This window comes from Alteromonas sp. V450 (assembly GCF_001885075.1).
Taxonomy (GTDB): domain Bacteria; phylum Pseudomonadota; class Gammaproteobacteria; order Enterobacterales; family Alteromonadaceae; genus Alteromonas.
On record NZ_MODU01000004.1, the window covers coordinates 4096614 to 4110862 of the forward strand.

Annotated in this window: 14 protein-coding genes; 10 read left to right on the forward strand and 4 right to left on the reverse strand. The window is 46.2% G+C overall.

Annotated features, from left to right (window positions below; translation table 11 throughout):
* Nucleotides 1-23: 23 nt before the first annotated feature.
* The 10 genes from dsbC (at nucleotide 24) to BK026_RS18115 (ending at nucleotide 10391) form a co-directional block, all read left to right on the forward strand.
* Nucleotides 24-737 carry a bifunctional protein-disulfide isomerase/oxidoreductase DsbC gene (gene dsbC / locus BK026_RS18070; RefSeq protein WP_083575122.1) on the forward strand — a complete coding sequence of 238 codons (714 nt, stop codon included), beginning with the start codon at nucleotides 24-26 and terminating at the stop codon, nucleotides 735-737.
* A 311-nt stretch (nucleotides 738-1048) separates the two neighbouring features.
* The gene (gene recJ, locus BK026_RS18075; protein ID WP_071817145.1) at nucleotides 1049-2770 is read left to right on the forward strand and encodes a single-stranded-DNA-specific exonuclease RecJ; all 1722 of its coding nucleotides are present in this window, start codon (nucleotides 1049-1051) and stop codon (nucleotides 2768-2770) included.
* Between the two features lie 8 nt (nucleotides 2771-2778).
* Nucleotides 2779-3060 (forward strand): hypothetical protein, encoded by a 282-nt coding sequence (locus BK026_RS18080; RefSeq protein WP_071817147.1) that lies wholly within the window; start codon nucleotides 2779-2781, stop codon nucleotides 3058-3060.
* Between the two features lie 12 nt (nucleotides 3061-3072).
* Nucleotides 3073-3771 (forward strand): DNA repair protein RecO, encoded by a 699-nt coding sequence (gene recO / locus BK026_RS18085; protein WP_071817149.1) that lies wholly within the window; start codon nucleotides 3073-3075, stop codon nucleotides 3769-3771.
* A 117-nt stretch (nucleotides 3772-3888) separates the two neighbouring features.
* Nucleotides 3889-4626 (forward strand): pyridoxine 5'-phosphate synthase, encoded by a 738-nt coding sequence (gene pdxJ, locus BK026_RS18090; RefSeq protein ID WP_071817150.1) that lies wholly within the window; start codon nucleotides 3889-3891, stop codon nucleotides 4624-4626.
* 27 nt (nucleotides 4627-4653) lie between these two features.
* Nucleotides 4654-5034, forward strand: a complete 381-nt coding sequence (gene acpS / locus BK026_RS18095) for a holo-ACP synthase (protein WP_071817152.1) — start codon at nucleotides 4654-4656, stop codon at nucleotides 5032-5034.
* Between the two features lie 101 nt (nucleotides 5035-5135).
* Nucleotides 5136-6596: a 23S rRNA (uracil(1939)-C(5))-methyltransferase RlmD gene (rlmD, locus tag BK026_RS18100; protein WP_071817154.1), complete on the forward strand. Its 1461-nt coding sequence runs from the start codon at nucleotides 5136-5138 to the stop codon at nucleotides 6594-6596.
* A 12-nt stretch (nucleotides 6597-6608) separates the two neighbouring features.
* A complete protein-coding gene (gene relA, locus BK026_RS18105) occupies nucleotides 6609-8792 on the forward strand; it encodes a GTP diphosphokinase (protein WP_071817156.1) in 2184 nt (727 codons plus the stop codon).
* The gene (mazG, locus tag BK026_RS18110; RefSeq protein ID WP_071817158.1) at nucleotides 8770-9720 is read left to right on the forward strand and encodes a nucleoside triphosphate pyrophosphohydrolase; all 951 of its coding nucleotides are present in this window, start codon (nucleotides 8770-8772) and stop codon (nucleotides 9718-9720) included. Before relA ends, mazG begins: the two co-directional genes overlap by 23 nt.
* 302 nt (nucleotides 9721-10022) lie before the next feature.
* Nucleotides 10023-10391, forward strand: a complete 369-nt coding sequence (locus BK026_RS18115; RefSeq protein WP_071817160.1) for a YbaN family protein — start codon at nucleotides 10023-10025, stop codon at nucleotides 10389-10391.
* 21 nt (nucleotides 10392-10412) lie between these two features.
* Here the strand turns inward: BK026_RS18115 and BK026_RS18120 are convergent, their stop codons facing one another.
* The 4 genes from BK026_RS18120 to BK026_RS18135 form a co-directional block, all read right to left on the reverse strand.
* Nucleotides 10413-11579, reverse strand: a complete 1167-nt coding sequence (locus BK026_RS18120; protein WP_071817162.1) for a hydroxymethylglutaryl-CoA reductase — start codon at nucleotides 11577-11579, stop codon at nucleotides 10413-10415.
* A gap of 207 nt (nucleotides 11580-11786) precedes the next feature.
* Nucleotides 11787-12434: a hypothetical protein gene (locus BK026_RS18125; RefSeq protein WP_071817164.1), complete on the reverse strand. Its 648-nt coding sequence runs from the start codon at nucleotides 12432-12434 to the stop codon at nucleotides 11787-11789.
* Between the two features lie 188 nt (nucleotides 12435-12622).
* A complete protein-coding gene (locus BK026_RS18130) occupies nucleotides 12623-13324 on the reverse strand; it encodes a hypothetical protein (protein ID WP_071817165.1) in 702 nt (233 codons plus the stop codon).
* A 15-nt stretch (nucleotides 13325-13339) separates the two neighbouring features.
* Nucleotides 13340-14185 (reverse strand): SDR family oxidoreductase, encoded by an 846-nt coding sequence (locus tag BK026_RS18135; RefSeq protein ID WP_071817168.1) that lies wholly within the window; start codon nucleotides 14183-14185, stop codon nucleotides 13340-13342.
* Nucleotides 14186-14249 lie beyond the last annotated feature (64 nt).

A 14249-nucleotide genomic window follows, 5' to 3' on the forward strand; every position in this document is an offset into this window, starting at 1 on the left:
ATTGGAGTAGTTTTGTGAAATTTATGAAAAATGTGGTACTTGCAGGCGTACTCGCTGTTTCATCGTTAGCAGCGTTGAGTACCAATGCAGCGGATGAGGCTGCTATTAAAGAAAAGCTTAGCAGTACATTAGGCCTTGAAGTTGACGCTATTGCTGACTCTCCTGTCTCTGGTCTTGTGCAAGTCTCTACTAATAGAGGCTTATTCTACGTTAGCGAAGACGGCGGATACTTGCTACAAGCTCGTGTTTTTAATATTGACGAAAATATGCGAAATGAGACCGAAATAGCACTATCTTCTATGCGCCAGGAAAGCGTGCGTGCAATGGAAGAAGCGTCTATCTCATTTAAAGCGAAAGACGAAAAGTACGTGATAAATGTGTTCACCGACATATCCTGCGGATATTGCCGAAAGCTGCACAATGAGATTGGTCAGCTTAACGATGCAGGGATTACCGTTAATTATCTGGCATTTCCACGTGCAGGCTTAAACAGTCAAAACTACGATGACATGGTGTCAGTATGGTGTGCCGAAAATCCGCAAAAAGCGATTACTGAGGCTAAAGCAGGCGAAAACGTAGCGAGTGCAAGCTGCACGAACAAAGTGGCGGAGCAGTATATGTTAGGGCAAAAACTGGGTGTCAATGGCACGCCGAATATTATACTGCCTGATGGTACGCTTATTCCTGGATATCAGCCAGCAGCGCTAATTGTGAAAGCGTTAGAAGAAGCCGGTTAATAGCCCTACACAAAACAGAGTAATGTTAAAAGCGCACAAGTGTTCTCACTTTGTGCGTTTTTTAATTTTTGTTGCACTGTTTTTTAGTCTATGGCGCCCTCAAACCAATCCGCTTAGAAAATTAGCCTGGCTAGACGGGCAAATTTAAAATGTCTTTATTCTTCTTTGTTTCACCTTGATGTAGAACGAATACACCTGCGATATCACGCAGCAATTACGAACATTTTAAGTCTCGCTGAGTGGGTGATTATCTATGCGGACTGGTATAACATGCGCCCTAATTCTTTTGAAAAAAGTTAATAGCAGTTTCTATGATTTTACCTGTAGTGCGCCGAGTTGTGACCGGCGAAAGTTTAAGTGAAGACTTACACCCCGTTATTGACAGAATTTATCGGGGGCGTGAGGTACGGTCACTCAATGAGCTTGAGAATGGACTGAAAGGCTTAACGCACTTTAATGAACTAAAGGGAATGGCAGAAGCAGTTAGCTTGTTAGCGCAGGCGGTCAAGCGCAACAAACGCATTATTATTGTTGGAGATTTTGATGCTGATGGTGCAACCAGTACGTCAGTATGCATTTTGGCATTGCGCGAAATGGGATTTTCCAACGTCGACTATCTGATACCAAATCGTTTCGATTTTGGCTATGGTTTAAGTGTTCCCATCGTTGATGTGGCTGTTCAACAAGGCGCTGACGTTATTGTAACCGTGGATAACGGTATTTCGTGCATTGACGGCGTAAAACACGCGAAGGCGCAAGGACTTGATGTCATAGTGACCGACCACCACTTACCCGGTGACACACTGCCGCCCGCTGACGCTATAGTCAATCCTAATCAGCCTGCGTGTACCTTTCCATCAAAAAACCTCGCCGGTGTTGGCGTTGCGTTTTACGTCATGTTGGCATTAAAGGCTGCACTTCAAAAAGAAGGGTATTTTGAACAGCGCCGACTTGTGCCGCCAAATTTAGCCACATTACTTGATATCGTGGCAGTCGGAACCGTCGCGGATGTGGTGCCATTAGATAAAAATAATCGGATTTTGGTTCACCAAGGCTTACAGCGTATTCGTGCAGGTAAATGCAGGCCGGGCATAAAAGCATTAGTTGAGGTGGCGAACCGCGAATGCGGATATTTAACGTCAACAGATCTTGGGTTTGTCGTGGGGCCTAGACTCAATGCTGCAGGTCGACTGGATGACATGTCGCAGGGCATTGCCTGCCTATTGGAAGACGATGTAATTCAAGCGCGCATGATGGCCAGTGAGCTTGATGCGTTAAATAAAGAGCGCCGAGAAATAGAGGCTGGAATGAAAGCGCAAGCCGAGCAGGCGCTAGAAAAAATGTCGTTGAATGAAGGCGATATGCCTAGCGCACTGGTGGTATATCGCGAGGATTTCCATCAAGGGGTAATTGGTATTGTTGCAGGAAGATTGAAGGAACAGTATCTGAAACCCGTTATCGCGTTTGCCCATCAAGATGACGAGGTAGTTAAGGGGTCGGCCCGCTCCATTCCTGGCGTTCATATTCGAGATGTACTTGACGAAGTAAATACGCGCTATCCGGGAATAATCGATAAATTCGGTGGGCATGCCATGGCGGCGGGATTGAGCCTTGCTGTGACGAACTTACCGGCATTTGAAAAGGCATTTATTGAAATAGCCGGTGCGTATGTGGCTAAACTTGAGGGAAGTCACGTATTGATGTCCGACGGCGATCTAAATGCCAGTGAACTTTCTCTCTCCTTTGCCCGTTTGCTTCGACAAGCAGGTCCTTTTGGACAAGGTTTTGAATCTCCAATGTTCGACGGTGAATTTTCGTTGGTTGATCAGCGACTTGTTGGGCAAAAGCATCTTAAAATGGTGTTAAAAACAAATGACGGTAGTGAAGTTGACGCTATTGCATTTAATGTGGACTTAGCACAATGGCCAAACGCTTCGATAACGCATATTCACATAGCATACCGACTTGATATCAACGTATTTAGAGGTCAAGAGAATGTACAGCTTATCGTTGAACAGTTAGAAGCGCGGTAGTAACAACAGTGAAAAGTGAACGACAAAAACTCGTTGAAAAACACAAGCAATTGAATCAAACCGACAATGTGAAGGTAGTTTCTCACGTTCAAAGAGAGGAAAAGGACGGCGACTGGATCCGTCATACGTTAATGCTAGAGAACATTGATGTTCCTTTTATCTACCGTAGAAAGCAACAATATCAAAGTTTGAAAGGTGCACGCGTTAACGTGACGTACTATCGTCATATGGAAGAGGTGGCGGGCGTCGCGTTTGAAACGATGAAGGTAGTGCGCATAAAGCGCAGCTAAAAGACCTGAAATATGAACACTGAATGGCTTAATGCTTACGTATTGCACCGACGCCCTTACCGGGAAACCAGTTATATTGTTGACTTTTTTACACTGGAAGAAGGTAAGGTTAGCGCCGTAGCCAAAGGGGTAAAAAACAGTAAGTCAGACAAAAAAAGTCTATTACAGCCATTCCAACAATTGCGCTTGCAGCTTAGCGGCAAATCAGACTTGAAGAACCTTCGCCATGTTGAAAGTGTAAGGCCATCAGTTTCGCTTACTGGTAACGCGCTTTTTTGTGCGATGTACTTAAATGAGCTTACTAATCGAGTTATGCCAGCAGAACTTGCCAGTGATGGTGTATTTTATGCCTACACCGATGCATTGACAGCATTGCGCGATGTTAGTGACGTTGAAGCGACCCTTCGACAGTTCGAATTTGCCCTGCTTGACGAAATGGGGTTGCTCCCTGATTTCACGTTTGACGTAGAGTATGAATTACCCATAGTGGCCAATGAACGCTACAATTTTCAACCTGATGCGGGGTTTATCAAGTTACCCCGAGATTATACCGTCATAAAAGGGATCCCCGGAGAGGCGCTTTTGGCTTTGTCTGAGGGGGCGTTTACGCCCTTGAGTAAAAAAGTAGCGAAGGTGCTGTGTAGGGAACTTTTAAAGCCGCTCATCGGTGATAAACCGCTTAAAAGCCGAGAACTATTTACGCAAAAATAAGCGGCGTAAATTATTTTACTTTAACCCAAGGCAGTACCACGCTTTTCGGCCATAAACTTTGCTACAATTGCGCCAAGATTAGATACTGGCAGTCGATTTAATACTCTGAGGGTTACTATGAGCACAATATTATTAGGCGTTAACATTGATCACATCGCTACCCTGCGTAACGCGAGGGGAACGCACTATCCGGATCCTGTTCATGCTGCCGTTATTGCCGAACGAGCGGGCGCCGATGGCATAACCGTTCATCTACGTGAAGATCGTCGCCATATTAAAGATCGCGACGTGCGTATCTTGGCGCAAACTATTAATACTCGTCTCAATCTAGAAATGGCAGTAACCGAAGAAATGTTGGCTATTGCCGAAGAAGTAAAGCCTGTCTTTTGCTGCTTAGTACCAGAAAAGCGCGAAGAGCTAACTACCGAAGGTGGTCTTGATGTGGCAGGGAATTTTGACAACATCAAAGCGGCGTGTGAGCGACTTGCTAATGCGAACATTTTGGTGTCGCTATTTATTGATGCAGACAAAGCGCAAATTGACGCGGCCGCAGCATGTAACGCTCCTTACATCGAAATTCACACCGGACAATACGCAGAAGCCACCAGCGAAGAAGAACAGAACAAAGAGCTAGCTCGCTTAGTTGAAGGTATTGAATACGCAGATAGCTTAGGACTTAAAGTGAATGCAGGTCATGGCTTGCACTATCACAATGTTAAACCCATTGCGGCCATTCCTCAGCTAATCGAGCTTAATATTGGGCATGCTATTATCGCTCGCGCAGCGTTTGACGGCCTTCATACGGCCGTGGCTGATATGCGCAAGCTTATGCTTGAAGCGCGAGCGGGCATTTAACGTCAGATTCAATAGGGTGTAGATAACGTGGCGATTGCGGGGCTAGGTACTGACATTGTAGAGATAGCGCGACTTGGTAAAGGTGACGGTGCTAATGCGCGTTTAGCCAAGCGGGTACTTACACCTGCCGAGTGGCAGCAGTTTAACGAGCACGGTACGCCAGTTCGCTTCTTGGCCAAGCGTTTTGCCGCCAAGGAAGCGGCGGTAAAAGCCCTTGGCACTGGAATTGGAAACGGGATCAGCTGGCAGCATATAGAAGTGCGCAATAACGATTTAGGTGCGCCAGAGCTTTATTTTTCTGGCGAGTTTGCTGCAATGTGCAAAAGCCGAGGTATCACGCGAAGCGTGGTCAGTATTTCAGATGAGCAGCATTATGCTGTTGCAACCGTTATACTAGAGTCTGAATAGATCAACTGCCTTAGACCCACGTAGGCGACTTCTATGTGGTGAGCACACGAAAAAACCTCTACTCACATCAAACCATGTAAAGCAAGTAATCGGAGTCACACTTGGCAAACCTTTTTAAACAATCTCGCAGCAAGCAAAAAGGCAAAACGTCGCTTACTGAACGTGCAACTTCAAAAAAAGGGAATGCTAGAGCCAACGCACAGGTCGCTGGACTTCGATTTGGGAAAAGCAAAAATGCAGCGGATACCAGTGAAACTCAAAAGCCTAACACGGTCACCATTGAAGATTTAGACTGGATGGGCAATGGCGTAGTGCGCGGCAATCCGATGGTATTTGTTGAAGGTGCCCTTGTAGGAGAAACCTGCGACATAGAGGTGCTATCTAGCAAAAAGAAAGTCATTAACGCTAGGGCGACAAACATTCTTTCGCCAAGTGATGAAAGACAAGCGCCTTTTTGCCCTGTGTTTGATGTATGTGGTGGGTGTCAGCTACAGCACATAAAGCCCGAAGCTGCGCTTGAGCAACGTGACCGTGCTCTTAAAGTGATGATGGAACGTCACCTTGCAATGAAGCCACACGTTTGGCAAGCACCTCTAGTGGGGCCGCGCCCTCAATATCGCAGAAAAGCAAGGTTGGCTATAGATGCCCGCAACCCAAACCACATAAAGTTGGGCTTTCGCGAAGCAAATAGTAACAACGTTATCAATGTAGAAACCTGCCCAATATTGGTCGACCCGCTATCTGCACTTATCGGCCCTTTACGTGATGCGCTTACGGGGTTTGAGTCAGCACGCCATATTGGACATATTAGCCTTATTGCGGGCGACAACATCTCGCACCTTGTTATTAAACACACCAAAGCCCTCGAGGCTGAGCTTATTGATGCAGTGAGCGAATTAGTGAACAACAGTTCATCGATAAATGGCGATGTTATCGAATTAAAGCTTGAAAATAAGCAGGGGCAAATTCGCAGTGTGGGTCGTGGTACTGATATGGTTATGAACACGGTAAATGGCTGCTCAATTTCCCCAAGTGCTAACGACTTTATTCAAATAAATAAAGTGGTTAACGAAAAAATGGTTAATCAGGCAATAGGATGGCTAAACCCAAAGCCCAACGAGCGTATCGCTGATTGGTTTAGCGGGCTGGGCAATTTTACTTTACCTATTGCTAAGTTAGGTGCAAAGGTGCAGGCGGTAGAAGGCGTGGCAGAGATGGTGCGCCGCGCCAAAGACAATGCACAGCAACAGGGCATTGAAAATGTTGAGTGGCTGCATTTAGATTTGGCCGATAAGACCAACGTTGAGGCTTCATTACAGCAAGGCTTTGATAAAGTATTACTCGACCCTTCAAGAGAAGGGGCGTTGACCGTTTGTCATGCGCTTGTAAAAGCACTACCAAAAACGATAGTGTATGTTTCTTGCAACCCAAGTACGTTTTCTAGAGACGCGAAGGTGTTGATAGACGGAGGTTATGAAATGGAAAAAGCGGGCGTAGCAGAAATGTTCCCCTTCACCCATCACATGGAAATGATGGCCTTGTTTACGCGAAAGCAGCAGTAACGAGTAAAGGATATGGTATCAACAAGAAAGGTCCACGAAGCAGACCGGCCCCCCTTTGAAGCCTGGCTAGACAGTCTTGAGCTAAGTGCAGAAACAAAAGATAAGCTAAGTGCAGTGTCAACTATCCCTGAGCGACTGTTGGTTGGGCAGGAAATGGTTGAGATTTTGTGTCAGCTTAATATGGATGATGCAACGCTTCAGGCTGCCCTTGTTTTTCCTTATTGCGAACAGCACGCTTTAAGTGAAGAAGATATACATGAAGAGTTTGGCGGAGAAATACGCGACCTAATCGTTGGCGTGCGCCGAATGGATGCCATCAAGTCGTTACATGCCCGTAAAGTGAATGGCTCTGGCTTTGCCGAAAGGTCAGACGAACAGCATATAGACAGTATTCGCCGCATGCTGTTAGCGATGGTGGAAGACGTGCGTGCCGTTGTGATCAAAATGGCAGAACGTATTTGTGCATTGCAACAGGTTAAGAAAGCCGATGAAGAAACCCGTGTTATGGTGGCCCGAGAGTGTGCCAGCATCTATGCGCCTTTGGCAAACCGCTTGGGCATTGGGCAGTTAAAGTGGGAACTTGAAGATCTCGCGTTTCGTTACTTACACCCTGTTACCTACAAACAAATTGCCAAGCAGTTAGACGGCAAGCGCAGAGAGCGCGCCGAGTACATAGAGACCATAGTAGGCGACTTGCAAGGCTTACTTGATAGCGAAGAAATTCGCGCTGAAGTTTATGGTCGCCCAAAGCACATTTTCAGCATCTGGAAAAAAATGCAGAAAAAGCGCCTTACGTTTGAGCAGCTTTTTGATATTCGTGCGGTGCGTATTATTGCTGAGCGACTTCAAGACTGTTACGCCGCGCTTGGTACGGTTCACGCCAGCTATAAGCACCTACCGAACGAATTCGACGACTACATTGCAACCCCTAAACCTAACGGTTACCAGTCTATTCACACGGTTATCGTGGGGCCTGAAGGGAAGTCGGTAGAGATTCAAATTCGCACGCAGAAAATGCATCAGGATGCAGAGCTGGGTGTGGCTGCTCACTGGAAATATAAAGAGGGTAGCACGGGCAAGCAGTCAGGCTATGACGAACGCATAAACTGGCTTCGCCGCATATTAGCGTGGCAAGAGGAAGTGGCCGAATCTGGCGATTTAGTTGAAGAACTTCGCAGCCAGGTGTTTGACGATAGGGTGTATGTGTTCACACCAAAAGGCGATGTTATTGACCTTCCCCAAGGCGCTACGCCGCTTGATTTTGCTTACTATATTCACAGTAATGTGGGACATCGCTGTATTGGCGCAAAAGTGAATGGGCGAATAGTCCCTTTCACTTATTTACTGCAAAGTGGCGATCAGATAGAAGTACTCACCGGAAAAGAGCCAAATCCAAGTCGCGACTGGATGCACCCAGGCCTTGGCTACGTGCATTCATCGCGGGCCCGTGCAACTATCCATTCCTTCTTTAAAAAGCAGGACAGAGACAAAAACCTTGCTGCCGGTAAAGAGCTGCTAGAACGTGAACTTCAGCGTGCCCACTTGCCTGCCAAAGTACCTAATGAAGCATTTGAGAAGTTTAACTTACAAACCCTCGATGACTTGTACACTGCGGTAGGTGCCGGTGATGTACGCGTTATGCAGGTGATTAACTTTATTCATCACTTGCAGGAGCCCCCAGCCCTAGAACCCGAAATTAGTCCTAAGGTTAAAACGCGCAAAACTGCGGCCGGGACGGGCAAAAAAGATGCAGTGGTGGTGCAGGGCGTGGGTCACTTAATGAGCCAGCTGGCGAACTGCTGTAAGCCGGTTCCCGGCGAAGCGATTTTAGGCTATATCACACAAGGCCGTGGTGTAAGCGTTCATAAAGAAAGCTGCGACCAGCTGCAACACTTGTTGTCACAGCACCCTGAGCGTCAGATAGAAGTGAATTGGTCACAAGAGCTTAAAGTAGGTTTTGAGACGGGTATTGATATATTTTGTCACGATAGAACTGGCCTGTTGCGCGACATTACTACGGTATTGGCGAATGAAAACGTACCGCTTTTAGGCGTGAACAGCCTAAGTGACAAAAATAGACAGACGGCGCTTATCACTATTTCTATAGAGGTTCAGGACCTCGATACGGTGTCTAAAGTGTTAACCCGATTGCGACAGCTTAAAGGCGTGACCGATGCAAAACGCAAACAAAACTAAGCTTAGCGAAATGCAGCGGCTGCTAGACATTATGGCGCAGCTGCGCGACCCGCAATCTGGGTGCCCGTGGGATGTAAAACAAACCATGGAAAGCCTAACTCGCTACATCATAGAAGAAGCCTACGAAGTGGCCGATGCTATTGCCAATGGTGATATGCACGACATCAAAGACGAGTTAGGTGATTTGCTGTTTCAAGTGGTGTTCTACGCACAAATCGCTAGTGAATCGAAGGCATTTTCTTTTGACGATGTGGCGCAAAGCATTAGCGATAAGCTTGTGCGCCGGCACCCTCATGTGTTTGCTAATTCGCATGCTCCTGAGGGCGTTGGTGACACAAATGAAAACGTCATGGTCGAACGTACCCTATTGAGTGACAGTGCTTTAAACGCGCAGTGGGATGCTATTAAAGCCCAGGAAAAGCAGCTTAAAAAGCAGCGTTTAAAGCAAGACAACGAAGCAATAGAAAACAGTATTCTAGATAATGTGCCTAAAGGTATGCCAGCACTTATGTACGCGCAAAAGCTGCAGAAAGCTTGTGCAAAGGTAGGCTTTGATTGGCCTGATGCCGCACCTGTCATAGATAAAGTGCGTGAAGAAGTGGAAGAGATTCAGCAAGAGCTTGATTTCAAACAGCGAGCACGAGGGGCACTGAAGACTGGTGTTGCACCTTTAAACAGCGGCGTGCCCGACAACCAACAAGCTATTGAAGAAGAAATTGGCGATGCACTTTTTGCCATGGTTAATTTGGCAAGGCATTGCACGGTAGATGCGGATGCCGCACTTAGAAACGCCAGTAACAAGTTTGCTAACCGTTTTAAAGGCGTAGAGCGCTTAGCGGCTGAACAGGGCGACAAGCTCGACGCATTGACGCTTGATGAGATGGAAGCGCTGTGGCAGCAGGTTAAGCAGTCGTCTAGTGCTAAGTAAATTGCTCTAGCAGTGCTCTAAAAACACTGTCTCCAATTAGTCCACGACTAATTTGTCTCAAAGGTATTGGGCTACGTTTGTATCAATACACTACTGGTAAACGCAAAAAAATTAGACCAATGTAGATGGAAACTTTACCATTTTGACATATGGTTAATGAGTAGGGTTGATTTACAACAAGGGCATCAAGATCCATTTTGTCTATAATCTGTTTATATAACTAGCACGTTGGAATGGTGCTTAGCCGGTGTTAATTGAGAACACTGACCAAGGAGTTGGACTGAATCGGGCGTAACCATTTTATGAAAAAAGTAGTGTATTTAATACTTGGGCTGTTTTTAACGCTACTTGGCATTGTAGGCGCGTTTTTACCAGTAATGCCAACCACGGTATTTTTGATAGGCGCGCTTTTTTGTTTTACGAAATCCTCACCACGCCTTGAAAACTGGTTACTTCAACACCCTATATATGGCCCCAGTCTTATTGCATGGCGCAAGCATGGAGCAATATCGAAAAAGGTGAAATGCATAGCCTGTTGCAGCATGTTGGTGAGCTTTATTTTGGTTTGCCTGTTCGCATCAATGCCTATTCCAGCTTACATAGGCATAGGTGTATTTATGGGAGTAGGCGCATACTTTGTGGTCACGCGCCCCAATATTCCTGCTGTCTAATAGATTGACTGTTGAGCGCCTTTAACGGTTTCTACCAAGTCGCTCGTGACTGCTCACCCATTCATCTGCTACCACAGCAGAGCCCAGAGACAGATCGCCACATAGCACGGTTGCCGCAACAATTTCCGCAAACTTGTTAACGCTGCCTCTTTCTGTGCAGCCAAGTACACTCAAACATTCGTTTTGTGTAGCCAGACCCGTTCCACCTCCATAGGTAGCAACGATGAGCGATGGAATAGTAACAGAGAAGTAATAGTCACCATTTGGCATAATTTCAGCGTAGGTAAACCCCGCCGACGACTCAGCCACATTAGCGACATCTTGCCCGCAAGCGATGAACATGGCGGTAATCCCGTTAGCGAAATGCGCACCATTGTTAACGCTGCCTGCCATCAATGCGCCCATATTTGAATATTGGCGCTGTTTAAACAAAGCCTCTGGCGGGCAATGCATAATCTCCGTCATAAGTTGTTTTGGCAGGGTGATTTCTGCTACAACGCGCTTTCCGCGGGTATGCAGCGAGTTTAAGTGTGAGTGCTTTTTATCGGTATCAAGGTTTGCTGCCAGTACAAAGTGTTCAATAGGGCCCGAATAGTTTGCCTGTATCCAATCGCAGCCTGCCTTCGTGGCTTTACTTACCATGTTTTGCCCAGCTGCATCACCGCAGGTGAAGTTGAACCTAAGCCAACGAAGCTTAGAGGCAGCATACTGCTCAATATCCTTGAGCTTGCCCACGCTGGTGGTACTATCACAGGCTTGTTTAATGGCTTCAAAGTTTTGCTCGACCCACCTGCCAAATGCGAGTGCTTCACGTGCATCGGAAAACGCAAACATGGGCGCTCGCTGCATAGCATCGTCAATAACGGTGGTCGTTATACCGCCTGCTTCTCTTGTTAGACGCATGCCCCTGCTGTAGCTAGCTGTTAGCGTACCCTCTGTTGTGGCCATTGGAACGTAGAACTCGCCTTTGGCGTGTTCGCCGTTCACTAGCATCGGGCCTGCAAAGCCGATAGGAACCTGTGCAACGCCTGCGAAATTTTCTATGTTTCCCGACAATGTTTCGGGCGGTATAGAATAGTGTCCTAAGTGATTTAGCTGAGTGCCGGTTTCGCGCGCAATAAATTCGCGGCGTGTTCGGCTCATGTCATGGGTATAGTCGTTGTCTGAAGAACGTGGGATTTTAGGCATTGGGCCACTCCTTTTTTCTTTTATAATAGGAGTGCTGATACCGAATGAGAACTGTTTACAATTTATACATGAGGATAAGTGCCACCTATGTATGCGCATTTTATGTAGAAAGGCGTTAAATTCACCTTTCTACACGCAAAAAGCGGGGATATTGCTTATTTCGAACTCATTAGCGACGCGCGATAGCCCCGCATAAAGCAAATGATACTATGCTTTTTTATCTAATTTTTCCTGAAGTATAGCAATCTCTTCTCTGCGTTTTTTATCGGCTAGAGGGCGGTTGGCTTTTTCAGGCGCGTTTTGAGCGCGAGTTAAAAAGGCTTGCGCTTCTTTGTATTCACCTTCATCGAAAAGGTACTCAGCATAAAAGAAGTTTTGATCCATACCTTCTGGGTTAATTTCCAATGCACGCTTAAATAATTGTTTTGCCTTCTTATCGCTTCCAAAGCTAACAGGCCAGCCTGGTACTTTGTGATAAAGGGCAGCTAAAACGGTTAATGCCGTGCCGTCTAGCACCGTTTCTTCTTTATCAATGGCGCGTTCCAAATTTTCCTTCGCACTTTCAGCAAAGTCCAGGGCACCTAAACCGCCTTTGGCACTTGCAGTACTTGATTGAGAGATAGCTAGCCAGGTCAGTGCTTCAGCGCTATTTTCTGATTGCTCGACTAACACTTTCGCCTGCGCAATCAGTGCAGAAAATGCCTCTAATTGGGCTTCACCTTCAAGCTCATAGTTCGTTTTTGCCCACGCGTGTTGTAACGGTAGTAAATCAGGGGTGGTTGCATGAACCGTAGATATCGACAACGTAGTATTAAGGATGAATAGAAAAGGAAAGAAGAAATTCTTTTTCTGCATGAAAAGTCGCCTTTATAAGATAGAGGTAGTTAGGAATAAACGAGATAACTTGACGAAATTGTTAGTAATTTCATAAATTATCGTTGAATCGGCGGCTAATCTAACGGTATTTGCAGCGAAAATCTAATACTTGTTGAAAATAGAAAGGCAATAAGAGCATTGCCTTTCCCTGTATACCTTTGGGGTGACTAACTTTTTCTCGCTATTTTTGCTTCCAATAAAGCGATTTCTTTTTTGCGACCTAAGTCTGCAATAGGGCGATCTGCACGACTTGGAGCGACCTGTGCCTTTTTGGCGAATTTAAGGGCTTCGTCATATTTACCGTTATCGAATAAATACTCCGCGTAGAAATAGTTAGGATCTATTCCGTCAGGGTTTATTTCAAGCGCATGCTTTAGCAATTTTTCAGCTTTTTTGTCGCTACCGAAACTAATAGGCCAGCCCGGAAGCTTATGGTACAGCACGCCTAGACTGGTCATTGCAGAGCCAGAGAGTGCGTTTTCGTCCAATCGCATTGCTTGTTCAAAACTCTTACGAGCATCCTTTGCGTAGTCCAAAGCACCAAGGCCGCCCTTGGCACCAGCTGTACTGGATTGAATTATGCCTTGCCAAATCAATAGCTCAGGGTTGTTGGGTTCTGCCTTTACGAAAGATTTAGCGGTATTAATAAGGGCGACGAATGCTTTTTCCTTTTCTGCATCATCAAGTTCATAGTTAATATGTGCCCATTGATGCTGAAGTTTCTTTAAAGGGCTGGTTGCTGTTTCGCTTAAGGCTGATGTCGGCGCTGTACTTTCTGTGACTTCGTTAGCTTGAGCCATAGCAGTGTGACTTAATGCCAGACCGAGTCCCAGAATTACCGTGGTGCTAAGCATGGTTAATTTCTTCATAATAATGTCCTTGTGTTAAACCAGCTTGTTACCCAGGCGGGTATCGTTTTGAGCGCTGGTCGGTTTGTCTTGTGATTGCGTTTTTTGAAAGGCATAGCGTTTAATTGTTGGAAGTTTCTTTGCCAACGCATTGTCAACAACACTGGGAACTAGCGCGTTAAGCTTGGCAAAAAAGCGTTCAGCACGTCCGAGCGCGACCCTTGGCAAATTGTTTTCTAACTGTTTAATGAATGCTTGCGCTACTGCATCAGGCTCGTCTGTCTGGTTTCCCAATGCCTCATTTAGCGCATTAGCGCGATCGTCATTTATATCGGTACGCGTTGCGCGTGGCGCTAGATAGTGAAATTTGATTTTGCTATCGCTGAATTCTCTGTGCATGGCTTCCGTCCAGCCTTTCAACGCGAATTTAGTAGCGCAGTAGGCTCCGTGCGCAGCAAAACCGATACCTCCAAAAGCAGAGCCTACATTCACAATGTGCGCAGACGGTCTACGTTCTAGTAACGGCAGCAGGCGTTGGGTTAGTAGCATGGGTGCCAGCATATTTGTCGACACAATCGACTCGATAGGGGTGCCCTCAAACTCGCCAACATAGGTAATACCGGCATTGTTAACCAGAATACTTAAAGGAATTCGTTGGCAGGCACTTACTACTCTATCTCTACCTTCATCTGACGTAATGTCAGCCATAACGGCGGTATGATGAAGGGTTAAATTTTGTTGCAGCTGTTCGAGCTTCGCCTTACTTCTGCCAGTTAGGATAATGTGCGCGCCTTTTTCATCAAGCGCCTTGGCTATTGCTTTACCAATACCGCCAGTAGCACCTGTAAGAAGCACCACTTGATTACGCCACTCAATATTCATTGTATTTACCTTAACGTGTTAGCCGTTTACCTCAGGAGATAAGCACCAGAGGTACACCCTTGAA